Source organism: Streptomyces sp. NPDC003248 (genome assembly GCF_055563235.1).
Window position 1 is genome coordinate 38,902 of record NZ_JBVHDT010000026.1, and the last position, 16,410, is coordinate 55,311.

At 71.6% G+C, this 16,410-nt stretch carries 21 protein-coding genes; 9 read left to right on the forward strand and 12 right to left on the reverse strand.

Annotated features, from left to right (window positions below):
* Window positions 1-92 precede the first annotated feature (92 nt).
* The gene (locus tag ACZ3KJ_RS34680) at window positions 93-323 is read left to right on the forward strand and encodes a hypothetical protein (protein WP_467532860.1); all 231 of its coding nucleotides are present in this window, start codon (window positions 93-95) and stop codon (window positions 321-323) included.
* Between the two features lie 253 nt (window positions 324-576).
* Here the strand turns inward: ACZ3KJ_RS34680 and ACZ3KJ_RS34685 are convergent, their stop codons facing one another.
* From ACZ3KJ_RS34685 to ACZ3KJ_RS34710, 6 genes are all read right to left on the reverse strand, one after another.
* Window positions 577-1,485, reverse strand: coding sequence for a hypothetical protein (locus ACZ3KJ_RS34685; RefSeq protein ID WP_467532862.1), 909 nt, complete (start codon window positions 1,483-1,485; stop codon window positions 577-579).
* 245 nt (window positions 1,486-1,730) lie between these two features.
* Window positions 1,731-2,714, reverse strand: a complete 984-nt coding sequence (locus tag ACZ3KJ_RS34690) for a helix-turn-helix domain-containing protein (protein ID WP_467532864.1) — start codon at window positions 2,712-2,714, stop codon at window positions 1,731-1,733.
* 11 nt (window positions 2,715-2,725) lie between these two features.
* Window positions 2,726-2,989 (reverse strand): hypothetical protein, encoded by a 264-nt coding sequence (locus tag ACZ3KJ_RS34695; RefSeq protein ID WP_467532866.1) that lies wholly within the window; start codon window positions 2,987-2,989, stop codon window positions 2,726-2,728.
* A 642-nt stretch (window positions 2,990-3,631) separates the two neighbouring features.
* Window positions 3,632-4,153 (reverse strand): hypothetical protein, encoded by a 522-nt coding sequence (locus ACZ3KJ_RS34700; RefSeq protein WP_467532868.1) that lies wholly within the window; start codon window positions 4,151-4,153, stop codon window positions 3,632-3,634.
* Window positions 4,154-4,155: 2 nt separating this feature from the next.
* Window positions 4,156-4,632 carry a hypothetical protein gene (locus ACZ3KJ_RS34705; protein WP_467532869.1) on the reverse strand — a complete coding sequence of 159 codons (477 nt, stop codon included), beginning with the start codon at window positions 4,630-4,632 and terminating at the stop codon, window positions 4,156-4,158.
* 371 nt (window positions 4,633-5,003) lie between these two features.
* Window positions 5,004-5,771, reverse strand: coding sequence for a replication-relaxation family protein (locus tag ACZ3KJ_RS34710; RefSeq protein ID WP_467532870.1), 768 nt, complete (start codon window positions 5,769-5,771; stop codon window positions 5,004-5,006).
* Window positions 5,772-6,134: 363 nt separating this feature from the next.
* Here ACZ3KJ_RS34710 and ACZ3KJ_RS34715 point away from each other — a divergent pair, with 363 nt between their 5' ends.
* Entirely contained in the window at window positions 6,135-6,512 is a 378-nt protein-coding gene (locus ACZ3KJ_RS34715) for a hypothetical protein (protein ID WP_467532872.1), read from the forward strand.
* Window positions 6,513-6,620: 108 nt separating this feature from the next.
* Here ACZ3KJ_RS34715 and ACZ3KJ_RS34720 read toward each other — a convergent pair whose 3' ends face one another.
* The 5 genes from ACZ3KJ_RS34720 to ACZ3KJ_RS34740 all read right to left on the reverse strand — a co-directional run bounded on the left by ACZ3KJ_RS34720 (window position 6,621) and on the right by ACZ3KJ_RS34740 (window position 10,532).
* Entirely contained in the window at window positions 6,621-7,313 is a 693-nt protein-coding gene (locus ACZ3KJ_RS34720) for a zinc finger domain-containing protein (protein WP_467532873.1), read from the reverse strand.
* On the reverse strand, window positions 7,310-7,849 hold the full coding sequence (locus ACZ3KJ_RS34725) for a hypothetical protein (RefSeq protein ID WP_467532874.1): 540 nt from the start codon (window positions 7,847-7,849) through the stop codon (window positions 7,310-7,312). The genes ACZ3KJ_RS34720 and ACZ3KJ_RS34725 overlap by 4 nt, the downstream gene beginning before the upstream one ends.
* A gap of 199 nt (window positions 7,850-8,048) precedes the next feature.
* The gene (locus ACZ3KJ_RS34730) at window positions 8,049-8,258 is read right to left on the reverse strand and encodes a hypothetical protein (protein ID WP_467532876.1); all 210 of its coding nucleotides are present in this window, start codon (window positions 8,256-8,258) and stop codon (window positions 8,049-8,051) included.
* A complete protein-coding gene (locus tag ACZ3KJ_RS34735) occupies window positions 8,258-9,310 on the reverse strand; it encodes a hypothetical protein (protein WP_467532877.1) in 1,053 nt (350 codons plus the stop codon). The genes ACZ3KJ_RS34730 and ACZ3KJ_RS34735 overlap by 1 nt, the downstream gene beginning before the upstream one ends.
* Before the next feature lie 586 nt (window positions 9,311-9,896).
* On the reverse strand, window positions 9,897-10,532 hold the full coding sequence (locus ACZ3KJ_RS34740) for a hypothetical protein (protein ID WP_467532879.1): 636 nt from the start codon (window positions 10,530-10,532) through the stop codon (window positions 9,897-9,899).
* A gap of 300 nt (window positions 10,533-10,832) precedes the next feature.
* Between ACZ3KJ_RS34740 and ACZ3KJ_RS34745 the strand changes: the two genes are divergently transcribed.
* The 7 genes from ACZ3KJ_RS34745 to ACZ3KJ_RS34775 all read left to right on the forward strand — a co-directional run bounded on the left by ACZ3KJ_RS34745 (window position 10,833) and on the right by ACZ3KJ_RS34775 (window position 15,523).
* Complete coding sequence (locus ACZ3KJ_RS34745; RefSeq protein WP_467532881.1) at window positions 10,833-11,759, forward strand: ParA family protein; 927 nt, start codon at window positions 10,833-10,835, stop codon at window positions 11,757-11,759.
* Window positions 11,756-12,076, forward strand: coding sequence for a hypothetical protein (locus ACZ3KJ_RS34750; protein ID WP_467532883.1), 321 nt, complete (start codon window positions 11,756-11,758; stop codon window positions 12,074-12,076). Before ACZ3KJ_RS34745 ends, ACZ3KJ_RS34750 begins: the two co-directional genes overlap by 4 nt.
* A gap of 147 nt (window positions 12,077-12,223) precedes the next feature.
* Complete coding sequence (locus tag ACZ3KJ_RS34755) at window positions 12,224-13,495, forward strand: site-specific integrase (RefSeq protein ID WP_467532884.1); 1,272 nt, start codon at window positions 12,224-12,226, stop codon at window positions 13,493-13,495.
* Between the two features lie 335 nt (window positions 13,496-13,830).
* Window positions 13,831-14,079 carry a hypothetical protein gene (locus ACZ3KJ_RS34760; protein ID WP_467532886.1) on the forward strand — a complete coding sequence of 83 codons (249 nt, stop codon included), beginning with the start codon at window positions 13,831-13,833 and terminating at the stop codon, window positions 14,077-14,079.
* A 229-nt stretch (window positions 14,080-14,308) separates the two neighbouring features.
* The gene (locus ACZ3KJ_RS34765) at window positions 14,309-14,473 is read left to right on the forward strand and encodes a hypothetical protein (protein WP_467532887.1); all 165 of its coding nucleotides are present in this window, start codon (window positions 14,309-14,311) and stop codon (window positions 14,471-14,473) included.
* Window positions 14,470-14,976 carry a DUF6420 family protein gene (locus tag ACZ3KJ_RS34770; protein ID WP_467532888.1) on the forward strand — a complete coding sequence of 169 codons (507 nt, stop codon included), beginning with the start codon at window positions 14,470-14,472 and terminating at the stop codon, window positions 14,974-14,976. Before ACZ3KJ_RS34765 ends, ACZ3KJ_RS34770 begins: the two co-directional genes overlap by 4 nt.
* An 85-nt stretch (window positions 14,977-15,061) precedes the next feature.
* A complete protein-coding gene (locus ACZ3KJ_RS34775; RefSeq protein ID WP_467532890.1) occupies window positions 15,062-15,523 on the forward strand; it encodes a hypothetical protein in 462 nt (153 codons plus the stop codon).
* A gap of 43 nt (window positions 15,524-15,566) precedes the next feature.
* Here ACZ3KJ_RS34775 and ACZ3KJ_RS34780 read toward each other — a convergent pair whose 3' ends face one another.
* On the reverse strand, window positions 15,567-16,154 hold the full coding sequence (locus tag ACZ3KJ_RS34780; RefSeq protein WP_467532891.1) for a DUF6245 family protein: 588 nt from the start codon (window positions 16,152-16,154) through the stop codon (window positions 15,567-15,569).
* Window positions 16,155-16,410 lie beyond the last annotated feature (256 nt).

The window sequence follows — 16,410 nt, forward strand, 5'->3', positions numbered from 1 at the left end:
GACCGCTGCTCATGTAGATACGCCCCCATACAAGTTGTGGTCCTCCGGGTCTTTGTGTGTCAGCACCCCATCTATGCTTGGGGCGTTCCTTCGTGGCGTCTGCCCAGTACTTCACCACCCTGGTGAAGGCCCGGCAGCCCAGCCGGGCTATCTCGGACGCCGCGGAGGCGCACATGGAAGGCAAGACGCCCGTCGACAACGGCGACGAGCAGGACGAGCAGGAGGCCGCCGAGCGGCGCAAGCTCATCAGGCAGCTCCTGGTCGACTGGTCGCCGGTACTCGCGGGAGTCGCCAACCTCGTGGTGCAGCACCTCTCCCAGTGAGGAGCAGTGAGCGGGTCGCAGCGACTAGGGCAGCAGTGAGCCCGGTCGGGTAGAAGGCGACCGGGCTCACTGGCTGTGTCGCGGACGAAGGGCCCTGGACCTGGGGTGCGACCCGGGAAAGGGGCCCTCTGCGTCAAGTTTTACGTGTCGTCCGCGCGGATCGATCGTACGGGAAATAGCGCCTCGGTCTATAACCTGGGCTACTAGACGCTCGTATACGCATACCGCAGGACCGGCCGGGGCTGAGGTGCACCTACCGGATCACCAGAGAGTTCGCCGCTGATGACGTGCACTGGGTGGAGCAGTACCGGGCGGGCACGTTCGCCTCTGGATCGAGATGCAGGGTGGCTCCGCAAATGCAGAAGCCGCCGGCCAGCTTGCGGATGTGGGCGGCGGCGGACCTGGCCCTCTCCTTCAGACGCAGGTGTTCGTTGTCGATCGCATGCCGGACGGCCGTGGCCTCTGCGTCGTTGAGGTAGACCTCGTCGATCAGATCAGGGTCTCCGTAGCAGCCCTCGACCAGCTCGGCGGCGACCTTGGAGAACGCTCCCCGGGCGACAGCGGCTGCGATCAGTGCGTTGCCCTGGTCCCCCGCATGCGCGGCAGCCGGGGTGCTTTCGAACTCCTGTCGCCGGTTGTTCCCCCAGGCCCAGGCCATCTTGGCGAGTTCCGTCTCGGGGCGTTCGGCGAGGTGCGGGCTCTCGCAGTACGGGATCAGGGCTTCAGCGACCGGAAGGCGCTTGCACCCCGGGACGAGGCACAGCTCGGCGATCCAGTCATCTTGGGACAACACGAGCTCGAAGCGGCGGCCGCCGCATGCCACCACCATGGTGCGGAAGCTGTCGCGTGACTCCACCGTCATCTCGGCGGACAGGCCCATCGGCGCGAGGGCACCGGTCAGCAGCAGGACCGACTTGGGTGGCACGGGGCCGCCCAGCAGCGTCGAGTCGAACATGCGCGGTGCCCACTCGGCGTCGACCTCGGGGTGGTCTCCGGTCCACTCGGGGGATCCCGTGCACTCGGCGAGCAGTTCCCGCAGGGAGAACACCGTCGGTGAGGTGCCGGCTGCGGTGGCCTGGCGGAGGGCTGCGGTGTACTTGGCACCGGTCTGGCGCTGCGCCGCACGGGCGCGCTGAGCAGCGGTGCTCTGATTACGTGGCATCGGTCTTCTCCGACTCGACGGGCACGCCCACGCTGCCCGTCGACGAAGAGATGCAACGTCACAGGGCGTCGCGGGCCCCGTAGGACCTTGGCCGATCGCGGGACGATGGCGTGGGCATCGACCTGCGGCGGGCGGCGGTGCGCGTCCAGCCAAAGGCACCGTAGCGCAACGTCCAGCACCTGCGCTCCATGCAGCGCTCAGACCTGGTTGGACCTGCTGGGGGCAACAGGTCCAACTGGCCGTCTTCAGAAGAGGGCGTCCGGTTCCCGCGGCGGCTCAGCGATGGCGAAGGCCAGCTGCCCCTGGACGGGCTGCTCGGAAGCGTGCCGAGAAGCCATACGCCGTTGCGGACGCCGAGCATGCTGAGGGCGCTTCACCTGGTCAGGCACCAAGGGCATGCCGTCACGCGTCATCAGGACCTCACCGGTCTGCAGGGGCATACCGTTGCGCGTCGCCGAGATCTCCCCGGTCGCGCTGATGCTCACGCGAACGTTGGACTCCTGTCGGGCACGCTCTCGCAACTGCTGCACCGTCGTGTGTGCCCTCTCCAAGTTGGTCTGCAGGACGACGTCCTTCGACGCGAGCCCTGCCGCCGCGAGGACATCCCGCAATGGTGTGGGAGCGGTGCTGGCAGCGCTCCGGGCCGCGAAGTCGTCCTGCTTCTCATGGCGCCAGGCGCGTGTCCAGGCGCTTTCCCAGTCGGGCCACTCCGTCTCCGGAACCTCGCAGGCCCGCAGGTACGCCTGGAACTGCTGCTTGCTGTGAGGCATCGCCTGCTTCGTCACGATGCGGTGCACCGTGCTGCGCGGCAAGACACCGAAGTTGCCAGCCCGCTGCTCCATGGTGCGCAGGGCCGGAGAGCCGGCCTTCTCGTACAGGTCGTGCAGGGCCGCGCTCATGTCGACGAAGTCCCGGATGAACTCCGGGCGAGGGGACGGCAGGCCGCGCCCTCCCCTCGCCCGGCGAGTCTCCTCGTACCGGGCCCGCTTCCACAGCCGCCGGGCCTCCTCGGGCGAGGCATCGCACGCCCGGGCGTAGCCGAGCACGGTCTGCAGCTTGGGCACGCTCTCGCCGGAGGCGGCCCGCTGCAGCGTCGTGGCGTGGAAGCCGGCCCGCACCGACAGGGCTCGGTAGCCCTGCCGGGTGCGCTCCCGCTGGTCACGCAGCCACTCGGCGAGCTCGCGCAGCGCCTTGTTCCTGGTGGTGATCGGCTTTTCGGGACGGCACACGACCCGTCACCTCACGCAGTCGGCGCCAGCAGGGCGCGCAGCGCGGCGCGAAGGCCCCGGGCCGAGGCTCCGGTGACCAGGCCGACCAGGAGGACGGCGGTCAGGCCGGCGCCCACGAGCAGCTGCAGCATCACGGGCACGCTCATGCCCGCGACCGCGACCAAGACCGCCGCCACGGTGACGATCACGATGATGACGACGGCCTCGGCACCGTTGAGGCGCCGGGGGGACGGGGCTCCGGTCTCCACACAGGAGACGGACGGGGACTTGGGCACAGGGGCTCCCTGCTTTTCGGGTCCGGCGACCCACCGGTCGCCGGACCGCTGCTGACTCGAACTGAGCACGAACCACGGGCGGTTGCAGCCGCCCTTTCGTGTGGTGCGTGGCATTGATGGTGACAGCCGCAAGGGGCCGGAAGTCCCTCCGAAGGGTCTTTCGCGGGGGGTTGATGCGCGAGCGTCCCCGTCCGCCCGTACGGACTTGCATGCGAAAAATGCCACGCAGAGTCAACATCACGCCGCGTACGGAACGGTGACCTGCGGCTCTGTCCCGCCGAGCGAGATCGGGAACAGTGTCAGTCACACGTGGTAGTGAATGAGTTGATGCAGGCGTGCGCCGATCGCAGTTGCATGAATGTCAGTGCTTGAGCCACGATCCGCGCATCTGGGCTTGCACCGACAGGGGCGGGCCCTGCCCTGATTGCTGCTGACTCGAACCGAAGAGTGAACAGGGACTACCCGGCCTCGCGTTGCAGCGTGAGGCCGCCGAGAGCCGGTACCGCCCCGCGGTGCCGGCTTTTTTGGTGTGCGCCCAACCCGGCGGCCCTGCCCGAAGCATCGCAGAAGGTCCATCCTCGTAGCCGATCGGACCTGTTAGTACCAACAGGTCCGAATCGGGGCTGACGTGCGCTTATGGACTCAGCTGGGCGGCGGGTCGAGCCGCTGCCTGGGCCGGAGGTGCCGAGGCTCCCGCGCCCGCATGTGCTCGCACAGATGAGCTTCCCGGGGGAATGCCACGCCCGTCGCCTCGGTGATGACCGGGAAGAACGCCCGGGCGTCCTCCGACTGCGGCGTCGTGGTCCATCGGTACCCGTCACGGCCGCGCAGCGCGAAGCGCACCATGCGGGAGCCGTACCCGTGGCGCTGCCACGGTCCGGTGACCCTGATCTTCACGATCAGCCCGAGGCGGCACACCTCGCAGGACTGCCAGACCAGGCGGGCGAAGTCGTACCCGTCCGGCGCACAAGCCTGGATCTCCTGCAGCCCGGCCGGAGCGTTGGGTGGGTGCCACCAGGTCTCCGTGTCGGGATCGACCCTCCACTCCAGGCTGTTCCACGGAACAGCTGGCGCTGCGGGCACCGGGGCGTCCCGTCCGTGGAAGGCGTCGACCAGGCGGGTCCACAGGGAGCCGCGCGGCTGTGCTGAGTTCGGCGAGTCCATGGTCAGGTCTGGCTCTGGAGCGGCGGGAGCTCCCGCAGGGCGGCGGGCAGGTCGTTGATGCCGCGCTGCAGGTACCAGGCCAGCGACCAGCGCAGGATCACGCCGCGGCGCAGGCGCCACTGGTCGCAGAGCTGGGAGAGGACGTCGTCGCAGAAGTCCTCCCGCAACTGGAACAGCACCTCGTCCTCGGAGTGGGACATGTAGCCGATGCCGCACTTGTCCGGGTCGCCGAGGTCGAGCGCGTCGGCGAGGATCACCCCGGCCGCCGCGCTGGTGCCGCCGCCGTTGTAGCCCCAGCCGAAGCCGCCGGCCCTCGGCTCCGCGAGCTCACGGAGCACCGTCACCCCTTCCTGTCGCTCGGTGGGGCCGAACTCGGGGTTCTCGACGAGGATCCGGGCGGGCTTCCACTCCTCTCCATCGTCCCGGTCGGTCTCCGGGCCGTACTGGATGCCGTGGTACGTGCGGTCCTCGTAGGCCATGCTGTTCCCTCCCGTTGATCTCCTGTGGCGAGACCAGCCTGCCGCACCTCACGGACCGGCAACAGAGCGCGATTGGTCAGCCGCCGGAGAGCGGCATAGACAAGTAGTCGGCGGCCGATGCCGGAGGAAAACGCGCCGTACATGCTGGTCACAGCGGTGCTCAAGGCCCGCGCCGGGGAGGAGCGGTGTGACTTGGGGCGCGACCCAGGATGCGCCCCGGGGCGCATCCGAGGATGGAACCAAGGACGCGACCCAGGGGGCGACCCGCGACCGGCGCGGCCGCGGGGCCCGGGTCGTCGCCATGACAGCTCCGGGCCCCGCCGTTCAGCGTCGACGTGGACGCCCGGCCCAACGAAGGGCACCCGGCCGGGTCACGCCGCGAGCCGTGCCACCTGGTCGTCGGGGCAGCCGATCGACCGCCACGCCCACCGGTCGTACGGGAGCCGCTGGAGCATCGGCAGCGGGGCGTAGTCGATCCGGATGCCGATGCCGCGGATCCGCCGGTCCAGCCGCGCCGCCCGCCGGTTGAGCGCCTCCTCGTCGCCGTTGTCCAGCACCAGGCGCACGACGGGGAACTGGTCGCTGCGCCGGTACCGCTGCCGCCACAGCAGCCGGGTGGTGCCGATCGTGCCGCGCTCGCCCTCCTGGTACGTCGCGCGGCTGTACGCCTCGTACGCGAACAACTTCTCGACGAGCCGGGACATCGACATCGTGAAGCGGTCGACCTCGACGAACTCGACCTCGGCGCCGCGGTTCGGTCGGTACAGCACCGCGTCGGAGATGACGCTGCGCACCTTGTCGATGGGGTGGGCGACCTCGACGTCCCAGTCCATGAGGGCGGCGTTCCACTGCACCAGGGTCCCGGTGACGGCCAGGCCGTGCTCGGCGAGGCCGGCGGCTATCGCCTTCTCGCCCGTCGCCGCGTTCGGACGGATCGGGATCTCACCGCTCTCCAGCACGGCCCGCTGCCCAGCCGTCGTCAGGTGGTAGACGTTGCTCCGGCCGGACTTGCCGTGGCCGACGAACCCGAGCGTCTCCAGGTCGCGCAGCGCCCGGCGGACGTAGCCGTCACCGACCCGGTTCTCCGTCGTCACCGTGGCAATCTGCGACGCGGTGGCCATCCGTACGCGGGCCAGCATTCCGATCGCCAGACCACGCTGACGCGGGGTGGAGGTCAGTGGCCTGTCTCCTTCCTCCGCCGGGTCGGAATCGGGAGTAGAGGTGTCCTGCTGTCCGGAGTCCCCTTGATTAGGCTTGTGACCTGCGCTTTCGGCGTTGTCCGGGCGGCGGGGCGGGGGACCGCCGGTGTTCCCGCCCGTCTGCCCGCCGGTGTGCCCGTCGGCAGACCCGTCGCCCGCAGTGTCCTGGTGGTCGTGGCCGCTGTTGTCCACGGTGGTGCTCCCTCGGGATCACGGGGCCCTTCGAGCCGGCGCCCCTCTCACCTCCTACGGGTGTTGAAGATCGTCGCGGTGTGACACTTCGGTCGAAGAACTTCGGAGCGGATGGCGACAGGGCGGTTCATGGAACTGGCGGAGCGGGCAGCGCCCGGGGTCGAACAGCACGCTGAGCAGGCCGCCGAGACCGCCTGCCACCTCGCGGACGCCGCAGGCCCGGGCGGGTGGAGCACGGCGGCCGCCGAGGACGTCCTCGACGCGATCGACACCCTGACCGAGGCCCTGGGCAGCGCCGGGCCGGAACTCGCGCAGGCCCTCGCCGCCGTGGCGACCGCGACCGGCGGCGCCCGCCGGCTCCTGGGCATCGCCGTCGACGACCAGGAGCCGGAGCAGCCCGCCGCCGCGGCGACGGTCCCCGCCCCGCGCAGGCCCCCGAGACGGCGCGGGCTCGGGCCCGGCTTCCAGGGCATCCGTACGGCCCGCTGACGGCCGCACACGACGACGGGCCCCTATTGGACCTGTTGGGCCTAACAGGTCTTACAGGGGCCCGTCTGCCGTTACGTGAGCGGGTCTGTCCGGGGGCTGTCGGCGGGTCTAGTAGGCGTCGGGCACGGCGACCGGGTTGTCCCCGAGGTAGCCCAGGCGCTCATCCACGTTCGCCTCGGCCTGCCGCTGACGACCGACGTGCGCCTTGTCGGCGGCCCACCCGGTCTTCGTCTTGCACTGCTCGCCCTCGGTGGCCCCACACTTCTCGCACGTCAGCGTCAGGACCTCGACGGCCACCGCGGCGTCCCGCTCCCGGCGGCGCCGGACGGCGGCCGCCTTGGACTCCCAGCCGATGCCGATGCCGTCCATCGCCTCCGGGTACGTCGTGGTCTCGCCGCCGCCGGGGCGCTTGGCGTCCTGCGCGAGCTTGAGCAGCTGCCAGACGGTCGGCACGATCGCCGGGCCGCCGTAGCCCGGCCGGTCGGTCCCGCGCGCGGCCACGCCCCACGGGTCGTCGGAGTCGCGGAAGCGGGTGGCGAGCGGCACGTCGCCGGCGGCGATGCGGGCCAGGAAGCCCACCCGGTCGCCGGTCTCCCGCAGGTTCGAGGCGCTGGTGCGCAGCGTGTCGATGATGTCCGCGAGCTCCACCGGGGACGCCGGCACCTCGGCGGCCCGGGCCAGCTGCCGGAGCCTGAGCTCGATGGCCGACAGCTCCGTGGCCAGCTCGTCCAGGGTGATGTTCCGGCCCTCCATCACGGCGGAGGTGTCGGTCTCGGCGGCACTCTCGTGGGTGTTCTTCACGGTCGGGTCTCCTTCTGGGTGGTGGTCGTACGGGCTGCGGGGATGCCGAGGCGGGCGACGGCGTCGACCTCGGCGGTGAGCCGGGCACGGGCCCGGGTGAGCTTCTCCTTGGCCGCACGCTTGGCGGACCGGGTGCGGGCCAGCGCCTTCTTCTGGCGCTGCTCCCGCTCGGTGAGGGTCCGTAGTACCTCCTCGTAGTGCGCCGTCTGTTCCGCCGCGATCTCGGCGCCCGGACGCTGCGGGCTCCTGCGGCCGGTCCGGTCGCGTTCCCTGGTGCGCTGGTCGCGGGTGAAGGCGACCAGCTCGACGGCGACGACCCACTTGGTCCGCTTGTGGGGCGGCCCGGTGAGCAGCGCGAGGTCCGGGAAGTCCTCCGGGTAGCGGTTCTGCCAGTTCGAGACGGCGGCCGCGCTGACGCCGACGAGCCGGGCGCCGGCGGCCAGGGTGACCAGCTCGCCCTGGCGGCCCTGGTACTCGGGCCGGAGCCAGACCACGCCGTCGGCCGGGGCGGCGGGGGGATCAGGTTGTTGGTGCATATGCGGGTCTCCTCGGTGGGCCCGGGGCTGGGGCCGGTGGCTGCCGGGGGGCTTCGCCGCCCCCCGAGCCCCCGCTCCCCCGGCACCGCCCGGCGCGGTCAGCGCTCCCGTGGTGCGGGTGCGTGCGCGCCGGACGGCACCGGGACCGTGGCCTGTGACCTGGGCAAGTTTCAGATTTCCGACCGGAAATGAGGCGGCCTCAGTCCGCGTCGGGGTCGGTGCATCCGGTGTCGAGGTCGAGGTAGGCGCGCTGGCCGTTGTCGTACTCCCGGGCGCTGGTGGTGCGGAACTCGCGCTCCAGGACGTCGAGGACGGCCTGGACGGTCTCCTTGGTGCCGCAGATCCGTACGTCCGCGATTCCGGGGAGGTACCTGCGTTCCGGGCGCTCGTGGCGGGCACGGGCGGCCATCAGACGAAGCTCACGCGCGCGACGACGGCCAGGAGCTCGCCCGCGTCGCCCGCGGCCTGCAGGGCCCCGGGGTCCTCGGGCGTCTTCACGGGCCCGGCGACCAGGACGTGCTGGACGCGGTCGAGCAGGTCCCACCAGTGCGCGGGCAGGCTGACGGTCTCGGCGGCCCGCCACAGCTCGATGCCGTCCTCGCCGTCCGGGCCGACGTGGACCAGGCCCCGCAGGGAGCGGTCGGCGATCCGGGCGCGCACCCGCCAGTGCGGGTCCATGTCCGGCATCCCGTGCAGGCCCCAGTGCTCCCAGTCGGTGCGGCGCTCCAGGTCCTCGATCCCGGCGTCCTCGGTCTCCGGATACAGCACGAGCATCGGCATCGGCTGGTCGTCGGGCGTGTCCGTCTTCATCAGCGTCACGCCGTAGTTCGGCGCCAGGTGGTAGGCGTCGACGTCGCCCAGGTCGAGGTCGTCGAGCGTGAAGACCTCGATCCCGGCCTCGCGGAAGGCGTCCAACGGGTCGGCCGGCCGCTGGCGCGGCGGCGCGTCCCGGACGACCTTGATCATGCTGGCGATCTCGTCCGGGTCGGCCCCGCCCACAGCCCAGTGGTCGAGCGTGTCCTCCAGGAGGTCGGAGGCGGACGCGTCGTCCATCGCCTCGACGGCGGCCAGGGCCTCGGCGGCCGCCGCCGGGTCCGTCTTCCCGGCCCGGGCCAGCGGCGCCCACTCCTTGGTGGTGGGCGAGGCGATGAACCCGGGGGTGGGCATCGTCGCGTAGACGGCGGCGGCGAGCGCGGCGAGGGTCGGCCGCTGTTCGGTGCGCAGCTTCCGGGCCAGGGTGCGCTGGCAGGGCTGGCACCGGCTCCGGCAGGCGGCGACGAGGCGGGCGGTGAGTTTGAGGTCGAGTTCCCGGCCGGCGGTGTGCGGGAGTTCCTCCAGGAGTGTCATGTCCGGCAGCGGCTCGTGCTGGTGGAGGGTGTTGGCGGCCGCCGATGCGTGGGCGGCTCCGGTACGGCGCGAACGGTTCTTCGCGCGCTGCTTCTTGCCGTGCTTCTTGACCACGAGTTTCTCCTCGGTGGCGTGCAGCGGTTACCCATGACCCGATGCACGCGGAGAACTCGGTGGGTCTGCGCGGGCATACGGAAGTACGTCGTCGAAGACGAGCTGGTGGTGCTCTCCGCACTGATGCGCTGGGACCGTGTGGTCCTGGCACCTTCGCCTCAGATCGCTCCCAGTCATGGGCTGAGGCTGGCTTGGGCCTGTGCGTGGCCGTGCACTTCGCACGATATCCGGTGGGTCCGACAGCGGTCACCGGAACGCGCGAGCTCCGCCCGAAAGAGGGGCGCCGGGAAACTCCCGGAGTTCGCCGGCGGGCAACTCCCGGCGGCCGCCTGGGGTGTAAACGCGCCTGTAAACCAGGGTGCGACAGACGCTGTCCCGCACACCCGCTCCGACCTGCGCGTCCTGCCCCCCAGACATGAGCCCACCCACTCCCCTCGTCCCTCAAGGAGTGGGTGGGCTCATCTCAGTTGGTCAGGAGGCCGGAGCGGGTGTGCGGGACAGCGTGGAAGTACGGGAGAAGGCGGTAGATGACGGTTCTGAACGAATTCGGGGCGGGTGGGGCTGGTGTGACGGAAAGCCGGGAGTCTCAGGCAGCGGAGGGCGAGGACGGGGCGGGGAGTTCGGCGGCCGGGGCGTCGGGGGTGGTCTGGGCGAGGGCGAGCTGGAGGCGCTCAGCGAGGCCGGCGAGTTCGGTGGACTCGGCGCGGTCGCGTTCGTCGTGGAGCTCCTGGGCGGTGAACTCGTCGAGGACCTGGTCGAAGCTCAGGGCGTTCGGCCCGTAGTGCTCGGGGAAGACCCGGGCGAGCCACCAGGCGGCCGCGCGCCAGTCCGGCCGCAGGTAGCGCACCTGCCGTTCCTCGACGTCGAGGCCGGTGACCGGGTCGGCGTAGGTGCGCACGCGTTCCTCCAGGACCAGGCTCCCGGCTCCGGCCTGCAGCACGCGGGCGAGGGCACGGGTGGCCATCTGCGCCCGGGCCTGTTCCACCCGCCGGTACAGGTCCACGAACGCGTCGTCGCGCGGGTTCTCGGGTTCTCCGTCCTCGCGGGCCTGGGCGGCGTCGCGGCCGCGGGCCATCCACCGGGCGAGGGTGGCCCGGGAAACTCCGGCGGCCTCGGCGGCGAGGACCGTGTTGGCCCCGACGGTGGAGGCCCTGACGATGGCGTTGACGCGCTCCGGGGTCAGCAGGCAGGGGCGGCCGGGGCGGCGGTTGTTCGATCTCATGCGGGCGGACCGTACGGACGCCGCTGGCTACCGTCGCGGCCTTATCGCGCGTTGTGAGACAGACCCACGCGCGCGGGCGCGAGGTCTCATGGGGTCCGAGGACGGTTCCCCCTGGTCAACGCGGCAGGTAGTCAGTCCCGTTGGACCCAATGGGGTCAACCCTGTTGGGGGCAACGCGCTGGCCTGCGGTTTTCCCCGTTCGAGCGGACCGGTGCGCGGTGCGCGTGCGGCTGAGGCGGAGGCGGTACGGTCTGGCGGTGATGAGTGCACGGGGAGAGACCCGCGGATGAGGAGAGAGCCATGGGCCAGGTAACGCTGGAGCCCCTGAAGATCCCGGACCGGCTGCGTATGGAGACGACCGTCGAGCGGGCGTGGACGGAGGCGGCCAACCGGCTGCGGCCGCGCGTCCTGCTCCCTGCGGCCTTCACGGCCCCGTCCCCGATCGCGCCTGGCGAACACCGGGTGTTCATGGTCTTCAACCGCAAGGGCGGGGCGGGCAAGACGACGACCACGCTGGAGCTGGCCTGCGCCTGGGCGGCGATGGGCTACTCGGTGCGCGTGATCGACGCCGACCCGCAGGACGCGGGTCTGTCCGGCTGGCTGGAGCCGGTCTACCCCGAGGGCTTGAAGGCCGAGAACCGCAAGTCGCTCCTGCACGTGCTGTACGAGAAGGCCGGCCTGGACGACGCGACCTACTACACGCGCTACAAGAACATCTACATCGTGCCCAGCTACGAGGACTGCGCGGTCGCCGAGTACGACCCGGCCGTCTCCGGGGAACGCACCCTGCGCCGTGCGATCAAGCGGTCCGAAGCGCCGGTGGACATCACCATCGTCGACTGCCCGCCGAAGGTCGGGAAGCTCTCCACCTTCACTCTCGCCATCGGCGGCAAGGTCATCGTGCCGAGCCAGGTCAGCGCTCTGGACGCCAAGTCCAACGAGTCCCTGCGCCAGACGATCACCAACGCGCAGGACGAGTACGACGTCGAGGTCGTGGCCGCGGTCCTTACCGCCTGGGACGCCACGAACATCGCCAAGGACGTCGGCAACGAGATGGCCGAGCACTACCCCGGTGCGCTGGTCTGCCCGGTGCGCAAGTCCGTGGACGCGAAGACCGCGCCACGCGAGAACAAGTCCGTCCGCGAGTTCAACAGGCGCTCGAACACCACGCGCGACTTCGACCAGCTCGGTCGGATGCTGGTGGCGCCGCGAGAGGAAGCAGCATGAGCGAGGGACTGCCCTTCGGCCGGGGGAGCATCCTCGGCAAGGAACTGGGCGGCAAGGCGCCGCAGGCGGCGCCGGGCGCCAAGGAGAAGGTGCCCGCGTACGTCACCCCGGACGTGATGAACCGGCTGCGCAACACGGTGGTCGCGCTGCAGAAGCTCGACGACGAGGACGCCGATGTGCCGGTGTCGCTCTCCGCGTACGTGGAGGCCGCCGTCCTCGCGCAGATCCGCCGCGACGAGCGCGAGTACAACAGCGGCAACCCCTTCCCGCAGCGCCGGCAGAAGAACCTCAAGACCGGCCCGCCGGTCACGAAGTAGGTCCCGGCCGCGATGACGGGCCCCGCCGATCTCCGGCGGGGCCCGTCGTGCGTCCGCACGTCAGCATCGGTTGGGCCTGTTGGTTCTAATGGGTCTAATTCCTCGTTCGGGCCGTGGGGCTGTCCGGACGTGGCTACCGTGCGATCCGTGAAGAACAAGCCCGTCGACGTCCTGGACGAAGTGCCCGAGCTGCAGGAGGCGGTCGAGTCCGCCTGCCAGGCCGCCCCCTCGGAGGCCCGCGAGCGGCAGATCCGCGCCCACGCCCGGGAACTGGTCCGCGCCCTCAAGCACCCCGAGCATCCGCTGGACGTCGACGCGGACCTGGCGGACGTCTTCGCCCACGACGCGCTCAAGGCGTACGAGCGCCTCGCGCTCGTCGGCGAGCTGCGCGACCGGGGCCCCAAGCGGCCCACCTCCGAGGCCACAGCGAACGTCCGCTCCGGGGTGATGACGCTGCTGCAGCGCGAGCTCGGCCTGGAGGTCGTCCACCTGCGCCCGCAGGAGGAGCAGCCCCGCAAGGAGCCCGTCGACGTCGTCCGCCGCGAGCTGATGCGCACCAGCCTGCAGACGGTGGCCGACTACATCGGGCGGCGCACCCGCTGGACCGCCGAGGGCGGCCTGCTGACCCGGGGGTTTCCCCGCTGGGTGCGGATGCTGGCGATGGCCTCGGTCACCCTGGACACCGGTTCCCGGGTCGGCGAGCTGTGCGCGATCCGGCTGGAGGACCTCTCCCCGGCGCTGGAGGAGGTCCGCATCGTGCGCCGGCCGCAGAACGCCCGCCCCGACGATCCGGTCTCCGTCGAGGTCTACCCGCTGCGCCGCGCGACCCGGGCCGCCCTCACGCGCTGGTTCCTCGTGCGCCGCCTGCTGATGGTCGACGTCACCGGCAGCGCCGACGCGGCCTGGGTGTCCGTGCGCGGCAACCACTCCGGGGAGGTCGAGGAGGAGACCGGCCCGCAGTACCGGCCCGCCGGCACCACGCTGCAGCCGCGCGGTGCCCAGCGCGCCTACACCGCGGCGGTCGCCAAGGTGAACGTCGAACTCGGCGGCACCGAGGGCTGGAGCCCGCTCCCGGAGCGGATGGAGCAGCTGCGCCGCGGCGTCGCCGCCCCCGAGCTCCACCTCGTGCCGCCGCGCCCGGACGCCGAGAAGGCCGCCGAACTCATGGGCCGCCTGGAGAAGGCCGGCCGCCAGCTCGCCGCCCTGCCCGACGCCCGCGCCGCCGCGACCACCGGCCGCGCCGCCCGCGACGAGGCCCGGCACGTCCTGCGCGAGGCGTGGCGGCTCGGCGTCGAGCACCAGGTGCAGCTCGACGTCCTCGAAGCCTCCGGCCTGCTCGCCTACGACACCCCGCGCGCCGGATGGGAGCCCGAGCTGTTGCGCGCCCTGGACCGCGCCGCCCGCCTCGCCCCGCTGTAGACCTGTTGGACCCACGGCGCACCGCGACCCGCTGCTTGGCCTTCGAGTACGTGGTGCAGTCAGCCTTGGCGGGCGTGGCCGAGGCGGCCGTAGGGGCGGCGGCCGCGGTCACGGCGGTGATCAGCAGGTGTTTCATGTCCGCCACACCTGCGGCCGGGGACCGGGGATCATGCCTCTCCGTAGCTGATCACCCGGACGTGGCTGCGCGGCGGCTACCGGCGAGTGGGCGCTGGCGTGGTCACCCCGTGGTCGGTTTCGGGCTTACCGTGGCCGGGTCCCTGAGGTTCGGTGAAAGATGACCAGCGGACTTTGCAGGGAGGAGGGGGGATGGCGGCGTGCGCGACCGCGACGTACTGGGGGTCCTGTTCAGCGTTCTGATCGGTGTGCTGTGCGCCGTGATCTGGAGGATGGGTGAGGTCGGCAAGCCTGCTTCGATCACTGTCGGCCTCGTCCTGGGAGGATTTCTTTGGGATTGGTCTGAAAAGCCCGATGATGGACCCGTACGTCCGCATTTGACCGTACTTGCTGAAGTCTTTGGCATTGTCGGGGGTGTCGTCGCTCTCATCGAATTGATCAGGCGCTGACCTTGCAGGGTGGCGCCGGGCAGGTGCCGAGGCGTCAAGGGTGCCCGGCCCGGCAGCTCGACACAGGGCCGGTTCGCATGTCCCGAGCCGCGCGGAATCGCAGCTCACCTCGGCGTCACCCCTTATGAGACGTCCTACGCGTGCGCGCGGGCCGGATCTCACCCGCCGGGCCACCGGGAGGGGCCACCATGGCGCCGTACGCGACGCCGACCGCAGGAGAACCGCGCCCGTGATCCGCGACCACCACCGGCTCAAGGGCGGCGCCGCCCAGCTCGGCGCCACCGGCCCCGGCCGGGTCGGACCGTTCGGCCGCTGGCCCGCCGACGACCACCAGGACGACGAGGACCAGGACCACGAGCCCGCCGACCGCGCGGGGGAGACGAGGAGCGCATGAGCGAGGACCGCGGCGCCGCCGGCCCTTACGTCGAGTACGACGGGCTGCCCGTCCTGCACGGCTCGGAGGTGAAGCTGCCGCTGATCCATCCGTACGCCCCGGTGGAGGCCGGGCGCTACGTCACGCCCGGCGGCGGGCGGCTGACCATCCGGAAGGCCCAGAAGAACGCCGTCCATCTGCGGATCACACTGGATCACCTCGGTTGCCCCGCGCAGTGCACCCCGGAGAAGGACGCCGCGTTCCGGCGGCTCGCGCTGGCCGTCGAGGGCTACTGCGTCCACGCCGGGTGTCGTCACCGTCCCGCGTTCTCGGACGGGGTGCTGCGCTGCTTCGAGGTGCGCAACGGCGCCGTCTCGCTGGCCGCGTTCGTGCGCGCCGTGCTTGCGATCGAGCTGGGCGACCTCCTCCCTGCCGGTCGGATCGTCGAGGAGTCCGAGGCGCGGTTCGGGCCCGTCCGCCGGGCGGAGGAGCTGGACACGGAAGACCAGGCAGAGGCAGGTTAGATCTGTTGGACCCAACGGGTCTGACTACCGAGCGGCGGGGACTGGCGGCGTGGCCGTCGTGCGATAGCGGACGTACGGTCCGGTTATGGACGACAGCGGCCCGGGCCCGGGCCCGCGCTGCCTGTGGTGCGGCCAGCCGTTCCCCGAGGGCGCCTCTCCCCGCCGACGGTACTGCGCCCGGCCGCGCGGGTGCCGTGACAAGGCGTACCGCGACCGCCGCCGTGCCAAGCAGGCCCAGCCGGCCCGGGGCGTCCTGGCCCGTGCCGGGTACAGCCTCGACCGCCACCTGCAGAAGGTCCGCGAGGTCCTGCTGCAGTCCGTGCTGGGCGAGGACGCCTGGCCCGGCGTCTTCGCCCTCGCGGCTGCGGGCATCGAGTCCCGCGCGCAGGACCTGGTGCGCGTGTGCGTCCTCGAGGAGCGCGCCGCCGGCACCTCCTGGGAGCAGATCGGCAAGCCGTTCGGCATCAGCGCGGACGCCGCCCGCAAACGCTGGGGGCACTGGGCACTGGCCCTGCACCCCGACGACGACCAGCTCAGCGGCGGTTAGGTCTGCTGGCCCTAACAGGGGCAATCCCCCGGTACCCGACGCCTTACAGGTCGGCGAGGCCGCCGGGGAACATCGCCGCGGCCGTCGCGGGCAGCTCGTCGACCGCGGCGAGCGCCTCGGCCAGGTCCGTACGGGCCCGGGCCAGTTCCTCGGGGATCTGCCCGGCGCGCACGTCGTCCGTGGAGAAGACCGCCGAGCAGGCCAGCAGTGCGAGCAGGGCGCTCGCCGCACGGGCCGATGCCGCGACGACCGGACCGCACCCCTGCTGGTCCAGTCCCTTGAGCACGTGGGAGACCTGGCCCGCCTGCCAGTGCAGCGCCCCGATCACGCCCGGCCCGTCGGCTCCGGAGGCCCTGATCACCTGCTGGCGTGCCAGCGTCATCTCCTGCGCCCCCGCGCCCCGGGCGAGCATGTGCCCCTCGGCGAGCATCCCGGCCCCGATCGAGGCGCCGTACAGCGCGTTGGCGAGGACGGCGGCCAGGACGTGCTCGCCGCCCACCGCCGCGGCCTGCTGCTCCAGTTCGTCGGCGGTGGGCGGCTGGGCGTAGGCACCGAGCGCGGCCATGGCCGCCGAGACGGAAGCGGCGCTCGGTGCGGGCGCGGGGGTCTGGTGCGGGTTCGTGATCGACATGGGCCGGACCGTAGCGGCACCTCGATCGGGGAGAGCGGCTTCCCGCCAAACCCGCCCTGGCCGGACCGGGCGCGTGATAGCCCGGTGCGCCCTCCCCAGCGCCAACGGCTGGACCGGTGGTCCTCGCCGACGCCGCACTCACCCCGCGCCGACGGCGACCACGGCCCCGGGGATCAATGGAACCGTGATTGGCGCTGAGGTTGATCATGGTTGGCTAGCACACGGCCGGGTGCTGCGTCGGGTTTCTGGGGAAGCT